The organism is Marinobacter sp. UBA5687 (assembly GCF_002420325.1).
GTDB lineage: Bacteria > Pseudomonadota > Gammaproteobacteria > Pseudomonadales > Oleiphilaceae > Marinobacter > Marinobacter nauticus.
The window spans coordinates 1-22472 of the sequence record NZ_DIHV01000085.1; the positions used below are offsets into that span (position 1 = coordinate 1).

The 22472-nt window shown below is 57.4% G+C and carries 21 protein-coding genes; 14 read left to right on the plus strand and 7 right to left on the minus strand.

The window, feature by feature from the left end; genetic code table 11:
- Nucleotides 1–4 precede the first annotated feature (4 nt).
- On the plus strand, nucleotides 5–2929 hold the full coding sequence (locus B3Y70_RS08715) for an insulinase family protein (RefSeq protein WP_199452191.1): 2925 nt from the start codon (nucleotides 5–7) through the stop codon (nucleotides 2927–2929).
- Nucleotides 2930–2973: 44 nt separating this feature from the next.
- On the opposite strand, the gene ppsR is transcribed toward B3Y70_RS08715, so the two are convergent.
- Nucleotides 2974–3789 (minus strand): posphoenolpyruvate synthetase regulatory kinase/phosphorylase PpsR, encoded by an 816-nt coding sequence (ppsR, locus tag B3Y70_RS08720; protein WP_011785359.1) that lies wholly within the window; start codon nucleotides 3787–3789, stop codon nucleotides 2974–2976.
- Nucleotides 3790–3921: 132 nt separating this feature from the next.
- On the opposite strand from ppsR, the gene ppsA reads away from it, so the two are divergent.
- Both ppsA and rraA read left to right on the plus strand, forming a co-directional pair.
- The gene (ppsA, locus tag B3Y70_RS08725; protein ID WP_014421120.1) at nucleotides 3922–6294 is read left to right on the plus strand and encodes a phosphoenolpyruvate synthase; all 2373 of its coding nucleotides are present in this window, start codon (nucleotides 3922–3924) and stop codon (nucleotides 6292–6294) included.
- Between the two features lie 32 nt (nucleotides 6295–6326).
- The gene (rraA, locus tag B3Y70_RS08730) at nucleotides 6327–6806 is read left to right on the plus strand and encodes a ribonuclease E activity regulator RraA (RefSeq protein WP_023009926.1); all 480 of its coding nucleotides are present in this window, start codon (nucleotides 6327–6329) and stop codon (nucleotides 6804–6806) included.
- Between the two features lie 49 nt (nucleotides 6807–6855).
- Here rraA and B3Y70_RS08735 read toward each other — a convergent pair whose 3' ends face one another.
- From B3Y70_RS08735 to B3Y70_RS08745, 3 genes are all read right to left on the minus strand, one after another.
- Nucleotides 6856–7146 (minus strand): PilZ domain-containing protein, encoded by a 291-nt coding sequence (locus B3Y70_RS08735; RefSeq protein WP_153740329.1) that lies wholly within the window; start codon nucleotides 7144–7146, stop codon nucleotides 6856–6858.
- A gap of 5 nt (nucleotides 7147–7151) precedes the next feature.
- The gene (locus B3Y70_RS08740) at nucleotides 7152–7820 is read right to left on the minus strand and encodes a TIGR04211 family SH3 domain-containing protein (protein WP_153740328.1); all 669 of its coding nucleotides are present in this window, start codon (nucleotides 7818–7820) and stop codon (nucleotides 7152–7154) included.
- A 117-nt stretch (nucleotides 7821–7937) separates the two neighbouring features.
- Complete coding sequence (locus B3Y70_RS08745) at nucleotides 7938–8237, minus strand: YciI family protein (RefSeq protein ID WP_011785354.1); 300 nt, start codon at nucleotides 8235–8237, stop codon at nucleotides 7938–7940.
- An 87-nt stretch (nucleotides 8238–8324) separates the two neighbouring features.
- Here B3Y70_RS08745 and B3Y70_RS08750 point away from each other — a divergent pair, with 87 nt between their 5' ends.
- Entirely contained in the window at nucleotides 8325–9191 is an 867-nt protein-coding gene (locus B3Y70_RS08750; protein WP_031210468.1) for a PHP domain-containing protein, read from the plus strand.
- 4 nt (nucleotides 9192–9195) lie between these two features.
- On the opposite strand, the gene B3Y70_RS08755 is transcribed toward B3Y70_RS08750, so the two are convergent.
- Complete coding sequence (locus tag B3Y70_RS08755; protein ID WP_014421126.1) at nucleotides 9196–9738, minus strand: YecA family protein; 543 nt, start codon at nucleotides 9736–9738, stop codon at nucleotides 9196–9198.
- A 2-nt stretch (nucleotides 9739–9740) separates the two neighbouring features.
- Complete coding sequence (gene rne / locus B3Y70_RS08760) at nucleotides 9741–12911, minus strand: ribonuclease E (RefSeq protein ID WP_286714291.1); 3171 nt, start codon at nucleotides 12909–12911, stop codon at nucleotides 9741–9743.
- Nucleotides 12912–13541: 630 nt separating this feature from the next.
- Between rne and rluC the strand changes: the two genes are divergently transcribed.
- The 3 genes from rluC to B3Y70_RS08775 are packed head-to-tail and all read left to right on the plus strand — an operon-like array spanning nucleotide 13542 to nucleotide 16338.
- Nucleotides 13542–14609, plus strand: a complete 1068-nt coding sequence (rluC, locus tag B3Y70_RS08765; RefSeq protein ID WP_153740326.1) for a 23S rRNA pseudouridine(955/2504/2580) synthase RluC — start codon at nucleotides 13542–13544, stop codon at nucleotides 14607–14609.
- On the plus strand, nucleotides 14609–15259 hold the full coding sequence (locus tag B3Y70_RS08770) for an HAD family hydrolase (RefSeq protein WP_023009931.1): 651 nt from the start codon (nucleotides 14609–14611) through the stop codon (nucleotides 15257–15259). Before rluC ends, B3Y70_RS08770 begins: the two co-directional genes overlap by 1 nt.
- A gap of 29 nt (nucleotides 15260–15288) precedes the next feature.
- Nucleotides 15289–16338 carry a S49 family peptidase gene (locus B3Y70_RS08775; RefSeq protein ID WP_121206808.1) on the plus strand — a complete coding sequence of 350 codons (1050 nt, stop codon included), beginning with the start codon at nucleotides 15289–15291 and terminating at the stop codon, nucleotides 16336–16338.
- A 13-nt stretch (nucleotides 16339–16351) separates the two neighbouring features.
- Here B3Y70_RS08775 and B3Y70_RS08780 read toward each other — a convergent pair whose 3' ends face one another.
- Nucleotides 16352–16945 (minus strand): Maf family protein, encoded by a 594-nt coding sequence (locus tag B3Y70_RS08780; protein WP_121206807.1) that lies wholly within the window; start codon nucleotides 16943–16945, stop codon nucleotides 16352–16354.
- Between the two features lie 141 nt (nucleotides 16946–17086).
- On the opposite strand from B3Y70_RS08780, the gene B3Y70_RS08785 reads away from it, so the two are divergent.
- The 7 genes from B3Y70_RS08785 (at nucleotide 17087) to fabF (ending at nucleotide 22466) form a co-directional block, all read left to right on the plus strand.
- Nucleotides 17087–17644 (plus strand): YceD family protein, encoded by a 558-nt coding sequence (locus B3Y70_RS08785; RefSeq protein ID WP_121206806.1) that lies wholly within the window; start codon nucleotides 17087–17089, stop codon nucleotides 17642–17644.
- 30 nt (nucleotides 17645–17674) lie between these two features.
- Entirely contained in the window at nucleotides 17675–17854 is a 180-nt protein-coding gene (gene rpmF, locus B3Y70_RS08790) for a 50S ribosomal protein L32 (RefSeq protein WP_011785345.1), read from the plus strand.
- 42 nt (nucleotides 17855–17896) lie between these two features.
- A complete protein-coding gene (plsX, locus tag B3Y70_RS08795; protein ID WP_014421134.1) occupies nucleotides 17897–18901 on the plus strand; it encodes a phosphate acyltransferase PlsX in 1005 nt (334 codons plus the stop codon).
- Nucleotides 18902–19028: 127 nt separating this feature from the next.
- A complete protein-coding gene (gene fabD / locus B3Y70_RS08800; RefSeq protein ID WP_014421135.1) occupies nucleotides 19029–19967 on the plus strand; it encodes an ACP S-malonyltransferase in 939 nt (312 codons plus the stop codon).
- Between the two features lie 16 nt (nucleotides 19968–19983).
- Nucleotides 19984–20727: a 3-oxoacyl-ACP reductase FabG gene (gene fabG, locus B3Y70_RS08805; protein ID WP_011785342.1), complete on the plus strand. Its 744-nt coding sequence runs from the start codon at nucleotides 19984–19986 to the stop codon at nucleotides 20725–20727.
- A gap of 132 nt (nucleotides 20728–20859) precedes the next feature.
- Nucleotides 20860–21093 (plus strand): acyl carrier protein, encoded by a 234-nt coding sequence (acpP, locus tag B3Y70_RS08810; RefSeq protein WP_008938713.1) that lies wholly within the window; start codon nucleotides 20860–20862, stop codon nucleotides 21091–21093.
- Nucleotides 21094–21218: 125 nt separating this feature from the next.
- Entirely contained in the window at nucleotides 21219–22466 is a 1248-nt protein-coding gene (fabF, locus tag B3Y70_RS08815) for a beta-ketoacyl-ACP synthase II (protein WP_153740324.1), read from the plus strand.
- Nucleotides 22467–22472 lie beyond the last annotated feature (6 nt).

Genomic DNA, 22472 nt, shown 5'->3' on the forward strand with positions numbered 1-22472 from the left:
TTTAATGGCTGCAGTGACTGACAATGCAATCCATCCGGCTTTTGAGAAACTTCGCAGTCACCGGATCGGCACCCTGAACCTTGAGGTTGAGGAGTATCGCCACAAAAAGACCGGTGCACGCCATCTACACCTGGCAGCGGACAACGACGAGAACGTATTCTTCGTTGCCTTGCGAACGTTCCCGATGGATTCGACCGGTGTCGCCCACATCCTGGAGCATACCGCCCTGTGCGGCAGTGAGCGTTATCCGGTGCGTGATCCGTTCTTCATGATGATTCGCCGCTCCCTGAACACTTTCATGAATGCGTTCACCAGCAGCGACTGGACCGCTTATCCCTTTGCCAGCATGAACCGAAAGGACTTCGACAATCTGCTGTCGGTATACCTGGATTCCGTGTTCTTCTCCAAGCTGGACCCGCTGGATTTTGCACAGGAAGGTCATCGCCTGGAATTTGACAAGCCGGATGACCCATCCAGCGACCTGGTATACCGGGGTGTGGTCTACAACGAGATGAAAGGGGCGATGAGTGCACCTACCTCCCAGCTCTGGCAGAACCTGACAAGCCATCTGTTCCCGACCACCACTTATCACTACAACAGCGGCGGCGAGCCGGATCATATTGTCGATCTGAGTTATGACGACCTGGTGAAGTTCTATCGCCACCACTACCACCCGAGCAATGCGATTTTTGCGACCTACGGCAATATCCCGGCCCGGGAACACCACGAGAAGTTTGAAGAGCTGGCGCTGAAACGGTTCGATCGGCTGGATATTGAACTGCCGGTGAAAGACGAGAAGCGCATGTTCGCGCCGGTCCGGGTAGAGCAGGGCTATGCGGTAAATGAAGGTGAGAGCACCGACAACAAGACCCACATTGTGATGGGGTGGTTGCTGGGCCACAGCTTCGACCTGCAGGAAAATCTTGAAGGCCAGTTATTGTCTGCCGTCTTGCTGGAAAACAGCGCATCGCCGTTGATGCGGGCGCTGGAAACCACAGACCTGGGCCATGCGCCGTCTCCCATGTGCGGGCTGGAGGATTCCAACCGGGAAATGACCTTCGTTTGCGGTATTGAGGGCAGCGAGCCGGAGCGCAGGGCGGATCTGGAACAGCTGATTGAGTCTACGCTGCAGAAGGTGGTGGATGACGGTGTCAGCCAGGAGCGCCTCGAGGCCATCCTGCATCAGTTGGAACTGCACCAGCGGGAGATTGCCGGAGACCAGTTCCCCTACGGCTTGCAACTGATCATGAGCGCGATTGCCCCCATGGTTCATGGTGGTGATCCGGTGGAACTGCTGGATCTCGAGCCGGTATTGGCGACATTGAGGGAAAAGATCAAGGATCCCGAGTATGTGCCCGGGCTGATCCGGCGCAAGTTGCTGGAGAACCCGCACCGGGTAACCCTGACTTTGCGCCCGGATGAAAAACTCGAAGGCCGTCGTCAGCAGGCCATCAAGGATGCCCTTGCCCGGCGCAAGGCGGAGCTGTCCGACGATGATATCAGCCATATTGTGCAGCGTGCTCAGGCACTGGAAGAGCGCCAGATGCGCAAGGATGATGATTCCATACTGCCCAAGGTTGGGCTGGATGATGTGCCGCTGCAGATGCCGGAGCCGGAGGGACGGTACGATGCCGAAACCGGTGCGACCGTTTATTCCCGAGGCACTAATGGCCTGGTGTATCAGCAGGTGGTGCTACCGCTGCCGGCTCTGAGCAAAGACGAACTGTTGCTGTTGCCTTATTACACCACTCTGATTTCCGAAGTGGGGTGTGGAGAGCTGGATTACTTGCAAATGCAGGATCGTATTTCTGCGGAATCTGGCGGCATCGGCGCTTCTTTTACTGCCAAGGGGCAGATTGATGATGTTCAGGCCATGACCGGCTATCTGATTTTCAGTGGCAAGGCGCTGAGCCGCAACAGCAAAGCGCTGACCCGCCTGCTGAAGGATGTCTACACCGGGGCCCGTTTTGACGAAAAAGAGCGTGTTCGTGAGATCATTGCCCAGATCCGGGCTCGCCGTGAGCAGGCGGTGACGGGCAGCGGGCATGCCCTGGCCATGGGCGCAGCGGCTCAGGGCGTCAGTTCCGGTGCCTGGTTGTCGTACCGTCTGGGTGGTCTGGCTGGAATTCGTGGTACCAAGGAGCTTGATCAGCAGCTCAAAGATGAAGCCGGCCTGGCCGATTTCTGTGGCAAGCTGGCCGCGCTGCACAACCGTATTCGCAGCCAGAACCGCCAGTTCCTGCTGATTGGTGAGGACGACCAGTTGTCGCCCATGCTGGATGAGTTGGGCACTTGCTGGAGCGGAGTGTCTGCAGAGGGTGAGGGTAACTGGTCCATGGAGCCGGTCAGCTACAACACCCGGGAGGCCTGGCTGACATCTACCCAGGTCAATTTCTGTGCCAAAGCCTACCCGACGGTTGCGGTGGATCATCCCGATGCGGCTGCGCTGACGGTACTGGGAGGCTTTCTCCGGAACGGTTATCTGCACCGGGCCATCCGTGAAAAAGGCGGGGCCTACGGTGGTGGCGCCGGCCAGGACAGCGTGAATGGTGTTTTCCGGTTCTTCTCCTATCGCGATCCACGCCTTGCGGAAACCCTGGATGACTTCGATGCAGCGCTGAACTGGTTGTACAGCGAAGCGCATGAGCACCAGGCTCTGGAAGAGGCTATCCTGGGTGTGATCGGCCAACTCGACCGCCCCCGCTCGCCAGCCGGAGCGGCTCGCCATGCTTACCACAACAGGCTGTTCGGGCGTACGCCGGAGCAGCGCGCACGTTTCCGTGAGAGGGTTCTTGGTGTCACTCTGGACGAGCTTAAGCGCGTGGCCAAGACCTGGCTTGCGCCTGAAAAGGCCAATGTGGCCGTGGTGACAAGCCCCGACAACCGTGCGGTTGTGGAAGGGCTTGGCATGGACATTCAGGAACTTTGATCTGACTGGCAGAGGGCCATTGGCTCTCTGCCGGGTTTCCTGCCTCAGCGGTGCCGCTTCAGGCCCGTTGTCACCATGATTCTGGTCGAGATTTCCTCAACGGAATACGCCGTAGTATTCAGATAGGGAATCCGCTCCCGCTTGTACATTAATTCGATTTCCTCAATCTCATGCATGCATTGTTGCAGCGACGAGTAGCGGGAGTTTGGCCGGCGCTCGTTACGAATGGTGGCAAGGCGTTCCGGTTCGATGGTCAGGCCAAACAGTTTTTCCTTATGGGGCCGGAGCGCGGCGGGCATCTTCTGGTCGTCCAGATCTTCTTCGGTAATCGGATAGTTGGCGGCCTTGATGCCATACTGCAGGGCCAGGTACAGGCAAGTGGGCGTTTTACCGCTGCGGGATGCTCCGATCAGAATCAGGTCGGCCTCGTCGTAATGCCGGGTGCGGGCACCGTCGTCATTGTCCAGCGCAAAGTTGACTGCGTGGATCCGACGCTCGTAGCTGCCCGCGTTATTGATGGAGTGGGATTTGCCTACGGAGTAGGAGGACGACGAGTTGAGTTCCTGCTCCAGAGGGTTCAGGAAGGTTCCGAAGATATCTACCATAAAGCCGTCGGCCCGGCTGATGATTTCCCTGATGCCGCCATTAACGATGGTGTCGAATACCAGCGGCCGTTCCCCATCGATTTCCGACGCTTTGTTGATGCGGCTGACAAGATCCCGGGCCTTCTCCTCATCGTCGATATAGGGCACGGTAACCCGCTCAAACTCGATTTTTTCAAACTGCGCCAAAAGGGCATGGCCGAGCGCTTCTGCCGTAAGGCCAGTGCCATCAGAGATAAAAAACGCCGTTCTTTTCATGGTCGTATCCGGTCTGGTTTGAACTTGTTCCCGGGAGTCTTTGGTTGCCTCCCTAGGTAATTTCCGCAGCTTACAGTATCATACACGCCAGATTCGAGACTCCGCGCTACACAGACTCAAGGGAGACACGCTTTGGAAGATTACATTATCTGGTTTGACCACCTGGGAATGTCCGACGTAGACCGGGTTGGAGGCAAGAATGCCTCCCTCGGTGAAATGATCAGTAATCTCGCCAATGCTGGTGTTACCGTCCCTGGCGGTTTCGCTACCACTGCTCATGCTTACCGTGAATTCCTGGCCACCGACGGCCTGAAAGACCGCATTGACGAAGCCCTGGATGCCCTGGATGTCAACGACGTTAACGAACTGGCGCGGGTTGGCTCCCAGATTCGCCAGTGGGTAATCGACACCGCGTTTCCGGAAGTTCTGGATAACGCCTTGAAAGAAGCCTATGCCAAGCTTCAGGCCGGTAACGATCAGATGGCTGTCGCGGTGCGTTCCTCCGCCACCGCCGAGGATCTTCCTGATGCCTCTTTCGCCGGCCAGCAGGAAACTTTCCTGAACGTGGTGGGTCTGGAGCAGGTTCGTACCTCGGTGAAGGAGGTGTTTGCCTCCCTGTTTAATGACCGGGCGATCTCCTATCGCGTGCACCATGGTTTCGATCACAAGCTGGTAGCGTTGTCTGCCGGTATCCAGAAGATGGTTCGCAGTGAAACCGCTTCCAGCGGTGTTATGTTCACCCTGGATACCGAGTCCGGTTTCCGCGATGTGGTGTTTATTACCTCCTCATACGGCCTCGGTGAAACTGTGGTGCAGGGTGCCGTAAACCCTGACGAATTCTACGTACACAAACCGACCCTGGAAGCCGGACGTCCGTCGGTATTGCGCCGTAACCTCGGCAGCAAGGCCATCAAGATGGTTTACCATTCCGAACCGGGTGAGGGTAAGTTTGTTGAAACCGTGAAGGTGGAGCAGGAAGACCGTAATCGTTTTTCCATCACCGATGCGGAAGTGGAAGAACTGGCCAAGCAGGCCATGATCATTGAAAAGCATTACCAGCGCCCGATGGATATTGAGTGGGCTAAAGATGGTGATGACGGCAAGATCTACATCGTTCAGGCCCGGCCGGAAACGGTCAAGAGCCGCGCAGCTGCCAATGTGATGGAACGTTATCTGCTGAAGGAAACCGGCAAAGTGCTGGTGGAAGGTCGCAGTATCGGCCACAAGATCGGCAGTGGCCCGGTGAAGATCATCACCAGCATTAACGAAATGGACCGGGTACAGGCTGGCGACGTGCTGGTTACCGATATGACCGACCCGGACTGGGAGCCGGTGATGAAGCGGGCTTCCGCCATTGTTACCGACCGTGGCGGCCGTACCTGCCATGCGGCCATTATTGCCCGGGAGTTGGGTATTCCGGCGGTTGTGGGCTGTGGCGATGCCACCGAGGTGCTCAAGGATGGTCAGGACGTGACCGTCTCCTGCGCCGAAGGTGACACCGGTATGATCTACGAGGGTGCTCTGGACTTCGAGCTGCGTGAGAATACCGTGGACTCCATGCCCAACATTCCGTTCAAGATCATGATGAACGTGGGTAACCCCGACCGAGCCTTTGACTTCCAGGCGCTGCCCAATGAAGGTGTGGGCCTGGCCCGCCTTGAGTTCATCATTAACCGGATGATCGGCGTGCACCCGAAAGCGCTGTTGAACTTTGACGGTCTGCCCCGTGACATCAAACAGACCGTGGAAAAGCGCATTTCCGGCTATGCCTCACCGGTGGATTTCTACGTGGACAAGCTGGTGGAAGGCATTTCCACCCTGGCAGCGGCGTTCGCTCCGAAGAAAGTGATTGTGCGTTTGTCCGACTTCAAATCCAATGAGTACGCCAATCTGATTGGCGGCACTCTGTACGAGCCGGACGAAGAGAACCCGATGCTGGGCTTCCGCGGAGCGTCGCGCTATATCTCCGATACCTTCCGCGACTGTTTCGAGCTTGAGTGTCGGGCTCTGAAGAAAGTCCGCAATGAAATGGGCCTGACCAACGTTGAAGTGATGGTGCCGTTCGTACGGACTGTCGGCGAAGCTGAGCAGGTGGTGAATCTGCTGGCGGAAAACGGCCTGAAGCGTGGTGAGAACGGCCTGCGGGTCATCATGATGTGTGAACTGCCGGCCAATGCCATTCTGGCTGAGCAGTTCCTGGAGCACTTTGATGGCTTCTCCATTGGTTCCAACGATCTGACTCAGCTGACGCTCGGTCTGGACAGGGATTCTGGCATCATTGCCCACCTGTTCGATGAGCGTAACGATGCGGTAAAGGCGCTCTTGTCCAACGCTATCCAGGCCTGCAAGAAAACCGGTAAGTATATTGGCATCTGTGGTCAGGGCCCGTCAGATCATCCGGATCTGGCCAAGTGGCTGATGGATGAGGGCATTGATACTGTGTCTCTGAACCCGGATTCGGTACTCGATACCTGGTTCTTCCTGGCCGACGAGAAGATCGACTGATCACCAACACTTGGGAAAAGGAGAGCGACAACGTGAGCAAGATTATTACTCCGGATCTGTGTGACGAATTTCCGGAAGTGCAGGTGGTCGAACCTGGCTTCAATAATTACGGTGGCGTGCGCCAGTTCGGCGGTGAGATCGTGACCGTGAAGTGTTTTGAAGACAACTCAGTGGTGAAAGAGCAGGTTGGGCTGCCCGGGAACGGCCGCGTGATGGTGGTTGACGGTGGCGCGTCCAAGCGCAATGCCCTGCTGGGGGATATGCTGGCCGAGAAAGCCGCGGAAAACGGCTGGGCTGGCCTGATCATCTATGGCTGCATCCGTGATGTAGATGAGATTGGACAGACTAATCTGGGCGTTCAGGCCCTGGGTACCGTACCGCGCAAGACTGAAAAGCGTGGTATCGGTGATCTGAATATCCCGGTGACCTTCCACGGTGTGACGTTCAAGCCCGGGCAGTACGTGTATGCCGATAACAATGGCATCATCGTCTCCGAGAAGCCGCTGGTTTAAGCCGCGGCCTCGGCACAGACAAAAACGGCGGCCTTTGGGCCGCCGTTTTTTATTGGGTTACTTCTATGATGTTGATCCCGAGCAGATAACCATCACCATCAGGCTCACAACGCACCACCTCGCCGAGCGTCTCCAGGGGCGGGAACTGATCTCCAGCGGACTCCATTCGGGTTCTCAGCTCCTCGCCAATCCTGAACGGTCGTTCCACTGCTGCTTGCATACCGGCGGCACTGAGATCCCGGCAGATACCGGTGTGGATTTCACCATCGTTGCCGATAATCGTGATGGTGCTGTTCACCTGCATACGATGGAAGTCGCGCTTCTCAGAGTAATCTTTCATCACCTTTACGCCCAGTTGTCGGTTTTTCTTGTCGGTTTGAGCATGGGAATGATCAGGGCCAGCAGTACGCCGCCAAACACGAGGCCCGCGCCCAGAAGCATGAAATCAGATTCTTTGCTGGCCTCAAGACGCTCATTTTCCGCTGTCAGTACTTCCAGATCATTCCGCAGTTTCTGGTTTTCTTCGCGCAATTCACGGTTACGACGCTCAAGATTGATGGAGTCAGCGGCAATATTCTTGATGCGTTGTAGTTCAGTTTGCAGGTCTTCCGCCCGATTGGAAAGATTATTCTCGGCATTCTGCAGAGAATTTCGTTCTTCGGTAACGGCGGCCAGTTGCTGACGAGCTTCAGCCAGCTCAGATTGGGTTTCGTCCAGTTGACGACTGACCCGATGAAGCTGATCAGCTGCGATCGGTTCGTTACTCAGGTATTGGCTCGCAACCCAGCCTTCCGTCCCTTTCGGCGTGCGTACGCGGGTGTAATTGTCACCGGTCTCCAGCACCTCCAGCGGCGTGCCACTGGGGAGGGCATTTTCGATGATACGGTACTGCGTGCCGGCGCCCGAGCGCACAGGCAGGTAGAGTTGATCATCGACCCAGACGGTGCGCGCCTGCGCAACGGAAACGGAGCTGACAATAAGCACAAGGCTGAAAAGGAGACGGAGCGGTGTCACGGAGTACGTTCCCTGATAGTGATATTACTGATGATTTAAACCCGCAATTCTGTCACAAGGTGGCCGCTATTCAAGCACCACAGCGTTACAATCCGCTCATGCTGGCGGCCGCTTTGTTCAGGGCAGCACTACCTTGTAGGGTTTGACGATTACTTTTTCATACACGCCGGCATCGACATAGGGATCGGCATCGGCCCAGGCCTGAGCTTTCTCCAGCGATTCGAACTCAGCGATGACCAGGCTGCCACTGAAGCCTGCTTCGCCCGGATCGGGCGAATCAATGGCCGGATGGGGGCCAGCTACCAGTAACCGGCCTTCGGCCTTGAGCTGTTCCAGTCGGGCCAGGTGGGCAGGCCGGGCTTCTTTGCGCAGGGGCAGGCTGTTGGCAATGTCTTCGCTGATGATGGCGTAATACATGGGTTCTCCGATCGGTGATCAGCTGAGGTTAGGGGCACTGCCTGAAGGCTGATACACTGGTGCCCGTTTCGTTATTCAGGATTGTTCGTGACTATACCCCAAGACTCCAGAACGTGCATTGATCTGCATTGCCATAGCACAGCATCCGATGGCGCGCTGTCTCCAGAGGCCCTGATAGCCAGAGCCGTTGAGCAGGGGGTTAGCCATCTGGCATTGACCGATCATGACACCATCGCAGGTCTCGAGGTGGCGAGAGGTGCGGCGTCAGGTTCCGGTTTGTCCCTGATTAACGGCGTGGAGCTTTCCTGTGTCTGGCGCAGTCATACCATTCATGTGGTCGGGCTCGATTTTGACGAACGTGATCCTGCGTTTCTCGCCGCACTTGAGCGCCAGAACGAAAACCGCTGGCAGCGGGCTCGGATGATCGCCGACAGGCTAAGCCGCCTGAACGTAGACCAGCTTCTTGAGCGGGCGACGAAAGTGGCCGGAGGGGACGTGCCCGGGCGCCCGCATTTTGCCGAAGTTCTGGTGGAAGACGGTGTTGTACCCAAGGTGGCGCACGCATTTAAACGGTATCTGGGAACTGGCAAGCCAGGAGATGTAAAGGCGTGTTGGCCGGAGTTGCCGGAGGTGGTGCAATGGATCGTGGCGGCCGGCGGGATTGCTGTGCTGGCGCATCCCAGGAAATATCGTCTCACAGCAACCCGTTTACGGGCATTAACTGCGGATTTCGGCCGTGCCGGAGGGCAGGGCATTGAGGTGTCAGTGTCGGGCCAATCCAGTGGCGATCTGGGTTTTGTGGCCGAGCTGGCGCGGCGGGAAAAACTCTGGGCCTCTCAGGGCAGTGATTTTCACTTCCCGGGAGCTCCCTGGTGTGAGCTGGGGCGCATAATGAAAATGCCAGAGGGGCTGGAGCCCGTCTGGCATCATTTTCGGCAACCGATTGAGGCCTGAGGCTTCAATCCGGCGCGTGGAACAACAGGTAGAGGTCGGTCAGCGAGTCCGGGATGGCCTCTGCCATCTTGGCTGACAGCTTCTCGTCATTCCGGACTTTCTGGAAGTCCTCGTCCTCAAACAGGCCAGACAGTGTCAGCATCGGCACCATAAGGTCAGCGACTTCATCCTCATCCGCAGCCTGCAGCCAGGCCTCCTCATGCTCGAGGAAGGTATCGACGAAGCCCGCACACCAGTTTTCCAGAGCATTCATCGGGTCGCCGTCTTCTGGCTCCGGCAGCTCCAGTGGCTGGCCCATATCCAGGGCGTGGGCCATATCCCGTGCAAGCTCATTTACACAATGGGTAAACGTGTCGGGAATGCCGGTATCCGGCAACTGATCTGTGCCTGTGGCAAGGCGGAAGAGGTCTTCCGCCTTCAGGCTGACCGGCCCGATCACGCTGGCACACACCACGCCATGGAACCCGAAAAAGTCCAGGGCATGATCTCCCCAGGGTTCTGCGAACAGAATGTCTTCCAGCGCTTCGATGTCCGAGTTGCTCAGCATGATCAGTTGCTCCCGGCCTGCTTGGCCTCTTCTGCCTTTTTGGCTTCTTCGGCCGCGCGTTGGCGCTTGCGGACCTCCCTTGGGTCATTATAGGCCCGGCCCGGAGTCACCGGGATAGCTTCCGATGCACTGGCTTCCTGAGTCTCTTCTTTCTGCTCCGCTGGCTTTTCGCTGGCCGGAGCTGGCTCGGCTTTTACGGGCTCTGCAGGCTGCTCCGGTTTGTCAGCGGGTTTTTCGCTGCTGGATCCGGCCTGCTTCTCCGGCGCCGTATCTACTTCAGGCTCGGTTTTAGCGGCCTCGGCTTTCTGTTCCGGCGCCTTGTCGGCTTTATCCTCGGCAGCCTTCTGATCAGAAGCCGCGCCGGTTTCCGGCTCAGACGCCTTCGGTGAGTCAGCCTTGGCTTGCCGGGGTGCCTTGGCCTCTGCCTTGACCGGTTCTTTGTCTTCGGCTTTGGCAGGCTCGGCGCTGGCCTTTTCTGCAGGCTGCTCGGCTTCTGTTGCGGTGACCTGCTCGGTACGCTGAGGCTTGGCGGCCTGTTTCTGCTCGGCTTCTGCCGGCAAGCTCTCCTTGTCACCCTTGTCTTCGGCAGCACCGGATTTTTCAGCGCTATCCGCAGAGCGAGGCTTGCGCTGGCGGCCTGAGCTGCGGCCTCTGCGGCCGTCAGACTTCTCTTTGCGGCTGCTCTCATCCTTTGCTTCAGGCTTGTCTTCTGCTGAGGGAGCCTCTTTCTGCTCGGCCTGTTCGGTTTTGGTCTCCGGCTTCTCGGCCATTTCCTGTTGTTCAGGCTTGCGGCTCTCTGGCGCAGTTTTGGTTTCCGGCGTTGTTGCGGCCGGTTGCTCGGCTTTATCTACGCGCGACTCACTGGCTTTAGCGTCCACAGGAGCTGTCTTGTCAGCCGCTTTTTCCGGCTGGGTATCTTTCTGGTGCTTCTCGCTGCGTTCCGCTTTGCGTTCTGCTGGCGTTGATGCCGGAGTCTCGGCGGGCGAGCCGCCCCGGTTACGTTGTCGGCGTGGTTTGCGTTGCTTGTCGTCACCGCCCTGCTTGTCGTTGGAAGGTCCCTTCTGGGATTCCTGCTGTTCCCGGTTGTCCTGCGGGCCTTTCTGGTCACGCTGGGGACGGTTCCGGTTCTGGCCGCGGCCCTGGGAGTCCTTGCGGTTGTCCCGGCGGTTGTCATTGCCCTTGCTGTCGCCAGAGCGGTCGTCCCGGTTGGAACGGTTCTGGCCACCACGTTCACCGCGATTCTGATCGTCACCACGGCCACCACGATTGCGGCCCCGGTTGTCATCGCCACGGTTCTGCTGGCTACCCTGACGGCGATCATTGCCGCTGCGGTTGCCGCCGGTGCGTTGGTCATCGCGGGCAACGCGGGATTTGCGGCGATCCTGGCGGGCCTGGTTGCGACGCTCTTCACTCCGGTTCCGGTTAGTGTCGCGGTTGGCTTCCTGCTCCGGTTCTTCACCCCGGAAGAAGCACGCGATCTTCTTGCCCAGTTTGCGGAACAGGCCTTCTTCCTGCTCAGCAGCAGCCGTTGGCGCAGCGGCTGTCGGTGCTGGGGCTGGCGCAGAGGGGCGGATAGCTTTCACGGCGGCCTGTTCGCGCACCGGTTTCTCGGCACTTGCAACTTCTACGGCTGCCTCTTCCTCACGCTCGCTGTACTGTTGAGCTACCTGATGGCTGGAGACATGCTCTGGAGAGGTTTCGTCCTGACGCAGGCGCAGAATCTCGAAGTGCGGCGTTTCCATGTTGGGCACAGGTGCGACCACAACCGCTACGCCCTGGCGGGCTTCAATGTCGGCCAGCTGCTTGCGTTTTTCGTTCAACAGGAAGGTGGCCACAGAAACCGGCACCATGGCTCGTACTTCTGCGGTCTTCTCCTTGGAGGATTCTTCGTAGATCAGGCGCATGATGCTCAGCGCCAGAGATTCGATACCCCGGATGGTGCCCTGGCCTTCACAGCGCGGGCAAACTTCGCTGCGGGTCTCGCCCAGTGAGGGGCGCAGACGCTGACGTGACATTTCCAGCAGGCCGAAACGAGAGATCTTGCCAACCTGAACGCGGGCCCTGTCGAGTTCCAGCGCTTCACGCATCTTCTGCTCGACTTCCCGCTGGTGTTTGGCTGGCGTCATGTCGATGAAGTCGATAACGATCAGGCCGCCCATATCCCGCAGGCGCAGTTGGCGCGCGATTTCTTCGGCCGCTTCAAGGTTGGTCTGCAGGGCCGTTTCTTCAATATCCTGGCCTTTGGTGGCCCGTGATGAGTTGATGTCAATGGACACCAGGGCTTCGGTCGGGTCGATGACAATCGAGCCGCCGGAGGGCAGTTTCACTTCGCGCTGGAACGCCGTTTCGATCTGGCCTTCGATCTGATAACGGCTGAACAGGGGGATCTCGTCTTTGTACAGCTTGATCTTGTTCTCGAAGGTGGGCATGACCGCACGAACGAAGCTCAGAACGTCTTCGTACACGCTTTCGGCGTCGATCAGGACTTCGCCGATGTCCTGGCGGAGGTAATCGCGCACGGCGCGGATGATCACATTACTTTCCTGATGGATCAGGAAAGGAGCCTTGCGCTCGCCGGCCGCCTGGGTGATGGCTTCCCAGAACTGTACCAGGTAGTCGAGGTCCCACTGGAGCTCTTCGGTGGTGCGGCCAATGCCGGCCGTACGCACAATAATGCCCATGGACTTCGGCACCTGAACGCCGTTCATCGCTTCTTTCAGCTGGGTCCGTTCTTCGCCTTCAATGCGGCGCGAAATACCACCGGCGCGGGGGTTGTTGGGCATCAGCACCAGGTAGCGGCCAGCCAGGGAGATAAAGGTGGTCAGGGCAGCGCCCTTGTTGCCACGCTCTTCCTTGTCGACCTGAACGATCACTTCCTGGCCTTCGGAGACAACATCCTTGATGTTGATTTTGCCCTCAATCTGCCCGGGCGACTTCTTGAAATACTCTTTGGAGATTTCTTTCAGGGGCAGGAAGCCATGGCGCTCTGCGCCAAAGTCAACGAAAGCCGCTTCAAGGCTGGGTTCTACCCGGGTAATGCGGCCCTTGTAGATGTTGGCCTTTTTCTGTTCGCGGGTACTGGATTCGATATCAAGGTCGAACAGCCGTTGGCCGTCAACCAGCGCGACGCGCAACTCTTCGGGATGAGTTGCATTGATCAACATTCTTTTCATGGAAAGAAAGGGTTCCTGTCGTTTGTTGGTGACAGAAAACCGGGGGGATTCGCATCAGCGAAGCAGGATGTGCGTGCCGCGGGCCCTTTACAGCAGGCAGGCCGGCGGCCAGACGGATCATACCCTTATGGGGTGCAATCCTGGGTGTCTGAGACCACCGCCGACATCCCGCCTGCCGGTGGGCAGGTCGAGGTCGAATAGGGTGAGAGTCTGTTGACGCATAATATCCGTTTCAGGTTCACACAAGCCCCTGGGTCTCACGTCGTATTGGTTTGCTGGACGGCCCGGGTTTGCGTGGCAATGATTCTTCGCGATGTCGCCCGACGGTTTTCCAGTCGGTTTTCCTCTCCCGGAGCAGGTAACAGCCTTTCTCGGTCTGGCCTGTGATTCCGGGAGTCTGTTTCCCGCTGCATCCGTTAATGATTGGTTTTGCAGCGTTCAAACTCTTAATCAGTATCGGTATACTGCTGCCGCTCCGGCTTCTGACCAGAGTTCGTCAGGCCGTAGACAAACGGCAGAGCACGCCGGAATATAACAGGTACGGCGTGGGCAGGCAACTCCTCAGTTGCGTCCGTCCCGGTATGCAGGGGCGGCCATACGGTGCCGCAATTTACCAACGCAAGGGTTTACATGTCTCGCTCCCCCGATTCCCGTAAGACAAAGGGTCGTCGCCCCGCCAGTGGGAAGGTCCGTGAAGTCGGAAAGGCTGCTGTGAAGGCGGGTTCTGATCGTGTTCAGGGAAAGGTGGCGACAGAGGTTCAGTGGATTACCGTTGATGAGGATATGGCAGGGCAGCGGGTGGATAATTTCCTGCTTGCACGATTGCGGGGGGTGCCCAAAAGCATTGTCTACCGCATTGTCAGAAAGGGTGAGGTGCGGGTAAACAAGGGGCGTGTAAAGCCTGATACCCGTCTTAATCCGGGGGATGTGGTCAGAATTCCGCCGCTGGTGCAGCAGGCCAGGGCGGAGCAGCCCAAGCCCGGCAGTCGGGTGCAGGGGGTTATGGAGGCTGCGGTCGTTTTCGAAAACGATGAAATGCTGGTGGTGAACAAGCCCTCCGGTATAGCGGTTCATGGCGGAAGCGGACTGAGTTTCGGTTTGATTGAAGTGTTGCGGTCGGCCCGGCCGGAAGCCAGGTTTCTGGAGCTGGTTCATCGTCTGGATCGCGATACGTCTGGTCTGGTAATGGTGGCTAAAAAGCGTTCCGCGTTGCGGTTTTTGCAGGATGAGCTGCGGCAGAAGCGGATTCGCAAGTATTACCACGCTCTGGTGGTCGGCAGTTGGCCGGAAAATGTTGATCGTGTTGCTGAGCCGCTGTTGCGTTTTGAGATGCCTAATGGCGAGCGTCGGGTTCGGGTCAGTGAGGAGGGCAAGAGTTCCCTGACTTTGTTTACCTGTTTGCAGCGATTTCAGGGGTATAGTCTTGTTGAGGCATCGCCGGTGACCGGCAGGACTCACCAGATTCGGGTACACAGTGCCTGGGCGGGTCATCCGATTGCGGGCGATGACAAGTATATGGATGATGCGAGCCTGAAAGCTTTCCGGGCCATTGGTGGGCAGCGCTTGATGTTGCACGCCAGGGCTCTTGAGTTTTCGCTTCCGGGTTCGGGTGAGCCCATGCGGCTGGAAGCAGTATACGACGGGCCCTTTTCCGGGGTGCTCGAAGAATTGACCAAGCGAAGCGGGAAGCGGTCTTGATGAAGGTAAAAGTCGTTATTTTTGACTGGGACGGAACGCTGATTGATTCAGTGGACCATATCGCTGACAGCCTGCACCAGGCGGCAACGGAGCTGGGGTATCCAGAGCTGGAGCGAGAGGCCTATCGCGACATTATTGGTCTGGGCATGATTGAGGCGCTGGAGAAGCTGTATCCGGGTCTGAGTCGTGAGGAGATGGTTCGTATTCGTGAAGGTTATGCCGGTTACTTCTTCAAGAAGGTGACCACGCCCCAGAATGTGTTCGACGGCATGGCCGATGTGGTTGCCGATCTCCGGGGTTCCGGGCGTGGGTGTTCGGTGGCGACTGGCAAGAGTCGGCGGGGTCTTGAATTGGCGTTGACCTCCAGTGGTCTGGGGTCGCATTTTGATATCACGCGCTGTGCGGATGAAACCCGGTCCAAGCCGCATCCGTTGATGCTGGAGGAAATCCTGGCGTTCTACGGCTATGAACCGGAAGAGGCTGTGATGATTGGCGATACCCGTTACGATCTGGAGATGGCTCAGCGTATTGGCATGCCCTCCATCGGTGTGGAGTGGGGGGTGCATAAGCGTGATGTGCTTGAGACCTATGATCCTCATGCAGTGGTGAATTCAGTGGCGGACCTCCGGAAGGTGTTGGGTCTGCGCTAACAGCAGGACGTTGCAAGTAAGGAAGACGAATGAGCGAGTGGGATTCGGATAAGCAGTCGGAGTGGGGCGACAAGCCCGTTGAGTCAGAAGCCCGGGGCGCCCGAGGTGGCTTGTTTGGCAGCAGGAAGCCGTCGATGCCGCCGGAGACGGGGCGTGATTGGCGTCTGATCGAAAAGCTGGTGATGTCCTTGCAGGCGGAGCAGCGGCGCAGTCGTCGTTGGGGTATTTTCTTCAAGCTGCTCACGTTCGGATATCTGTTTGCGCTGCTGTTCATGATTCGTGCGCCCTTCGGAGAAGGCGTCGGGGCCACAGTGGGAAGCCATACCGCGCTGGTAGAGGTGAATGGCCCGATTGCTGCTGATGAGCTGGCCAGTGCAGATAACCTGGTCGGGGCATTGCGTGCCGCGTTTGAGGCCGAGAGCTCGAAGGCGGTTGTGCTGCGGATTAATAGCCCGGGTGGCAGTCCGGTGCAGTCCGGCTATGTCTATGATGAGATCAAGCGGTTGAGGGAGGAATATCCCGACAAGAAGATCTACGCGGTGATTTCTGATATTGGTGCATCGGGCGCTTATTACATTGCCGCAGCAGCCGATGAGATATACGCCAACCGGGCCAGTCTGGTCGGATCGATTGGTGTAGTGGCCGGTGGTTTTGGCTTCACTGAGGCGATGGAAAAGATTGGCGTGGATCGTCGTCTTTATACCGCAGGTGACAACAAGGCTTTCCTGGACCCGTTCTCGCCGGAGCAGGAGGAAGAGGTTGCGTTCTGGCAAGGCGTGCTTGAAAACACCCATAAGCAGTTCATTGAAGCGGTCAGGCAGGGGCGGGGCGATCGCCTGGCGGATGATCCCCGGCTGTTCAGTGGTCTGGTCTGGAGTGGTGAGCAGGCGGTAGAGCTGGGGCTTGTAGATGGTCTGGGCAGTTCATCCTGGGTCGCGCGCCAGTTGGTGGGCGAAGAGGAGCTTGTCGATTACAGTCGCAGCCGCTCTCCTTTTCAGAAGTTTGTGGATCAGCTGGGGGTCGCCGTTGGTGAAGGTGTCGCAACCCGGTTGATGGAGTCACGACTGGAGCTCCGATAAGTTGCCTCGGGCATCAGTCCAGCAATGGATTGATGCCCAGCTCTCTCAGTATACGGGTGAGTGCAATCAGCGGCAGGCCGATCAGGCTGTTGGGATCGTCGCCCTGAAGGCGGCTGAACAGGGCGATGCCAAGACCTTCCATCTTGAAGCTCCCCGCGCAGTCGTAAGGCTGCTCTTTCTGCAGGTAGCCTTCAATTTCCTCTTCCTGTAAGTCCCTGAAGTGCACCTCAAACGGTTCGCAGTGAGTTTGAAGGTTGCCGCTTCGGGTATCCAGAACGGCCAGACCGGTGAGAAAGCGCACCCGGTTGCCACTGCTTCGCATCAATTGCTGTTTTGCTGTGTCGTAGTGGCCGGGTTTGCTCAGCAGGCTGCCATCCGGTAATGCCGCCACCTGGTCAGAGCCGATGATGATATGGTCCTGAAAGCGCGGGGCGAGAGCTTTTGCTTTGCTTTCTGCAAGTCGGACGGCCAGGGCTTCGGCTGCTTCTCCTGGAGTGGGTGTTTCGTCGATGTCGGGGCTGGCAGTGTCGAACGCAAGGTCGAGCCGGGCCAGCAATTGCTTTCGGTAGGGTGAGGAAGAGGCCAATAGCAGCTTGGGAGGAAGCATAGGGTTTCAGGTCCGGTCGGTTGGATATGGGGGTTCTTTCGGGCTGATATCGTAAAATACCCCTATTCCGGGCGAAAGGCCCGGTAGAAAGTCGATTAAGTCTTTGACAGAGGCGGGTCTCGCCCCTAAAATTGCGCGCCTATGTCCAAAGCGCCGATCGTCGAACTGCCCAGATCTGTCGACCCAAACAAGTTGGCAGAGCAGAACACAACGCTTGAAGGGGTGATTCCTTTCAGGGGGCTTTCTCGTTTTCGTGAAGCTGTGCCGGGACTGCCAGAAGATGGTGAGTGCAGCGTAAAGCTGTCTTTCTATCGGGATGGGGAGCGTCGCCGGATAGTGTCGGGTGAGTTGTCTGCGCCGGTCATTCTGGAATGCCAGCGCTGCATGGGTGACATGCAGGTGACTCTGGAATCCCGTTTTGATCTCGGTCTGGTCATCAGTGATGAGCAGGCGCAGCGGTTGCCGAAAGCGTTGGAGCCATTTCTGGTAGAGGATTTCAACGCCGATCTCTGGGCAATGGTGGAAGACGAGTTGCTTCTGGTGCTGCCGCCATTTCCGCTCCACGAGCGGGAAGAGTGTCCGGCAAAAGAAGATCTTGAAGCGCTCGAAGTGCCCGAGGCTACCGAAGAGCCCGAGACAGAGCAAAGAAAAGAGAACCCGTTCAGTGTTCTGGCGGGACTTAAGACGACAAAGCATTAACGTATTCGAAAATAGGTCAGGAGCATAACCATGGCTGTACAGCAAAATCGCAAAACTCGTTCAAAGCGTGGCATGCGCCGTTCACACGACGCACTGAGTGCTGCTGCTCTGTCTACCGACGCAACAACTGGTGAAGTTCATCGTCGCCATCACGTATCTCCAGACGGTTTCTACCGTGGCAAGCAGGTAGTTGAGGCTCGCGACGAGTAATTCGTCGGGAATTTCTTCTGACCTGTGCCGCATGGACGAGTGGTGAATACGCCGGTCACCATTGCCATTGATGCTATGAGCGGTGATCGCGGTGCCGCGGTTGTCGTCCATGCTGCGCTGGAAGCAGTGCGTGAAAACGAAGCCTTGAGTCTTGTTCTGGTGGGAATCCGGAGCGAGCTCGAGGCTTTGTTGCATGAGGGGCATGCCCGTATTCGCATTGTTGAGGCTGCCGACGTCGTTCGTATGAACGAGCGGCCTTCCCATGCCCTCCGCCACAAGAAAAACTCCTCTATGGCCATTGCGCTCAGTCTCGTGCGGGACGGAGAAGCGCAGGGCTGTGTCAGTGCCGGAAATACCGGTGCGCTGATGGCATTCGGTCGCTCGATCATTCGGATGTATCCCGGGATTGAACGTCCTGCCATCGCAAAGCTGATCCCCTCTCTGCGTGGCCGTTGCCATGTCCTGGATCTTGGTGCCAACGTCGATTCCACAGCGGAGAATCTCTACCAGTACGCCCTGATGGGGTCCCTGATGGCATCCGCTATCTGCCGCCAGTCCGAGCCACGGGTGGCACTGCTGAATGTCGGTGAGGAAGAAATCAAGGGTAATGAACAGGTCCGGCTCGCATCACACATGCTGGCCCAGTGCGACACCATCAACTACATCGGTTATGTCGAGGGAAGTGACCTTTTTCGCGATGTCGCCGATGTTGTAGTGTGTGACGGTTTCGTGGGCAATATAGCCCTCAAGACCGGAGAGGGGGTTGCCGGCCTGTTGATCGAATTGCTGGAGCAGGCATTCACACGCTCCATGTACGGTCGTTTTGTGGGCTTGCTGGCCAGGCCGATTATCGGGCGACTTCTGCAATTGATGGACCCTTCCAGGCACAATGGCGCCAGTCTGCTCGGGTTGCAGGGTGTGGTCATCAAGAGTCACGGCAACGCCAATGAGCGGGCGATGCTGGCGGCGATCCGGCAGGCCGTTCGTGAGGTTCAGCTGGAAGTGCCACGAAGGATCAACGAAAGACTCGATGATCTGATGTTATGATCCCTCCTCGTTACCGGGAGCGCGACTAAAGTCGTCCCGCATCCCGGCTCTTATTCGCGGATAATTGGCCCTGATTGTACTATTGGCTAATCTTCAGTAACCCTTCAATGACGATAAGATTCCGCTTATGAAATCAGCGTTTGTTTTTCCCGGACAAGGCTCCCAGTCACTCGGCATGTTATCTGCTGCCGCTGAAGCGTGGCCGATGATCACCGAAACGTTTGACGAGGCGTCCAACGTTCTTGGCTATGACCTGTGGCATCTTTGTCAGCATGGCCCCGCCGAAGAGCTCAATAAAACCATGGTTACTCAGCCTGCTCTGCTGACCGCAAGTGTTGCGCTGTGGCGGCAGTGGTGTGTATCTGACGGCCCCCGGCCGGATTTTGTTGCTGGCCACAGTCTGGGTGAATACAGCGCCCTGGTGGCGGCGGAAAGCCTGGATTTTATTGAAGCTGTAAAGCTGGTTCAGCTGCGCGGTGAACTGATGCAGGATGCCGTGCCTGAAGGGCAGGGGCGTATGGCGGCCATTCTGGGTCTTGAGGACTCGGATGTGGTGTCGGCGTGTGAGGAGTCTGCTGAAGGTGATGTGGTTGCCGCAGTGAATTTTAACGCGCCGGGCCAGGTGGTTATTGCCGGTAGCGCAGCGGCCGTTGAAAGGGCCATTGAAGCCTGCAAAGCCAAAGGTGCCCGCAAGGCCATGCCGTTGCCGGTTTCGGTTCCCTCCCACTGTGCGCTCATGAAGGGGGCGGCGGAACAGTTGGCTGAAGCTCTTGAGGATATTCGGTTTAACGATGCTGTCATTCCCGTTGTCCAGAATGTCAATGCTGAGCCGGCAAGGGATGCAGAGGTGCTGAAAGCTAATCTGCTCAAGCAGCTATACTCACCGGTGCTGTGGACAAACTCGGTACAGCGGCTGTCTACCGAAGGGGTGGGTGTGGCTGTTGAGTGTGGCGCCGGCAAGGTACTGGCCGGTTTGATCAAACGTATCGATCGTTCTCTGCCGGTTCACGGCATCGAGAGTCCTGATTCTCTGGCTGAAGCCCTTAAGGCCTTTGGTCAGTCCTGATTACACGGAGTGAATTATGTCTTTGGAAGGCAAAGTTGCATTGGTAACCGGCGCCAGTCGAGGCATTGGCAAAGCCATTGCTCATGAACTTGCCCGGCAGGGAGCCGAAGTGGTGGGTACCGCGACCAGTGCCGAGGGGGCCCAGGCCATTACCGATGGCCTGAAAGAAGCGGGTTTCAGTGGCTATGGCATTGTTATGAATGTGGCAGAGCCCGAGAGCATCGAGGCTGGCCTCAAGCAGCTTGCCGAGCAATCAGGTGCGCCCCTGATTCTGGTCAATAATGCCGGCATCACCCGTGATAACCTTCTGATGCGCTTGAAAGACGATGACTGGTCTGAGGTTCTGGAAACCAACCTGTCCAGCGTCTATCGCACCAGCAAGGCGGTATTGCGTGGTATGGCGAAAGCCCGTTGGGGCAGAATCATCAATATCAGCTCAGTGGTTGCTGGTATGGGAAATCCCGGGCAGGGCAATTACTGTGCGGCGAAGGCCGGTGTTGAGGGGTTTACCCGTAGCCTGGCCAAGGAAATGTCTAACCGCGGTATCACGGCGAACTGCGTGGCACCTGGTTTTATTGACACAGACATGACCAAAAAACTGGACGATAAGCAGCGTGAGGCTATGCTGGAAATCATACCGGCTGGTCGCCTGGGGTCGCCGGAGGAGGTTGCCGCTGTGGTGGCTTTCCTGGCATCGGACGGCGCCGCTTACGTAACCGGAGAAACCATTCATGTGAATGGCGGCATGTACATGGGTTAAGTCCGTTCCGGGCTGGTGTGCAACCCCTTGTCGCACAACATGTTTGACAGAATCCCTGCTTGTTTGCAGGTGGGGTTTAAACTAAACTGGCAGCCATAGAGTTGCTTGGTTGACACATAAAGTGAGGACATTATGAGTACAGTTGAAGAGCGCGTTAAGAAGATTGTTTGTGAGCAGTTGGGCGTGAAAGAGTCCGAAGTTCAGAACACATCTTCTTTTGTAGAGGATCTTGGCGCTGACTCACTGGACACTGTTGAGCTGGTTATGGCCCTGGAAGAGGAATTCGAGACTGAGATTCCTGACGAAGAGGCCGAAAAGCTGGGCACCGTTCAGGACGCGATCGACTACATTGTCGCGCACACCTGATACCCTGCGAATCAGATAGCCAGGCAAAAGCCGTCCTTTGGGCTTATTGAAGGACGGCTTTTTTATTGGTCGGACATTGGCCAGCAGTGAACCATCAGAGACGGAACAATCGGGTGATTGGGGATATGAGCAAGCGACGGGTTGTCATCACGGGAATGGGTATGCTTTCTCCGGTGGGGAATGATGTGACGTCTTCCTGGGAAGCCATTCGTGCCGGACGCAGTGGCATCGGACTGATTGACCGCTTTGACGCGTCCGAGTACACCACTCGCATTGGCGGTGCCGTCAAGGATCTTGATATCGAGCCCTGGTTGTCCAGCAAGGAAGCGCGAAAGCTGGATGCCTTTATTCACTATGGCCTGATTGCAGCGCAGCAGGCGGTAGATGACAGCGGCCTTGAGCAATACAGCAAGCTCGACAAGGAGCGGGTAGGGATTGCCATAGGTTCAGGTATCGGTGGCCTGGAATACATCGAAAAGAACGTTCTTCAGATGGATAAGGCCGGCCCGCGCAAGGTTTCGCCGTTTTTTGTGCCGGCATCCGTCATCAATATGATTTCCGGTAATGCGGCGATCCGTTTCGGCTACAAGGGGCCGAATATTGCGATCGTGACCGCCTGTACCACTGGAACACACAATATCGGCTATGCCGCCAGAACCATCGCCTACGGCGATGCCGATGTCATGCTGGCCGGCGGCTCTGAAATGGCGACCACACGCAGCGGCGTGGCGGCATTTTCCTCCGCCCGGGCCCTGTCGACCCGCAATGATGAGCCGGAAAAGGCCAGTCGCCCCTGGGATCGTGACCGTGACGGCTTTGTACTCAGTGATGGCGCCGGCGTTGTGGTTCTGGAAGAGCTGGAACACGCCAGGGCGCGAGGAGCAACCATTTACGGCGAAGTCATCGGCTTTGGCATGAGTGATGACGCCCATCACATCACGGCCCCCCCGGCCGATGGTGAGGGCGCGGCGCGCTCCATGCGAAATGCCATCCGCGATGCCGGCATCAGCCCGGATCTGGTCGGATACATCAATGCCCATGGAACCTCTACTCAGGTTGGCGATGTGGCTGAGGTGGCTGCAGTCAAATCGGTGTTTGGCAGCCATGCGGAAAGACTGGCCATGAGTAGCACCAAATCCATGACCGGACATCTGCTGGGCGCCGCGGGTGCCGTTGAGGCTATATTCTCGGTGTTGGCAGTCCGGGACGGGGTGTTGCCGCCTACCATCAACCTTGATCATCCGGATGAAGGTTGTGATCTGGACTTTGTGGCGCACAAATCCAGAGATGCCGATGTGAAGGTCGCGCTGTCGAATTCGTTCGGCTTTGGCGGCACCAACGGGACCCTGATCGTCAGCCGCTACGAGGGTTGAGTCCGG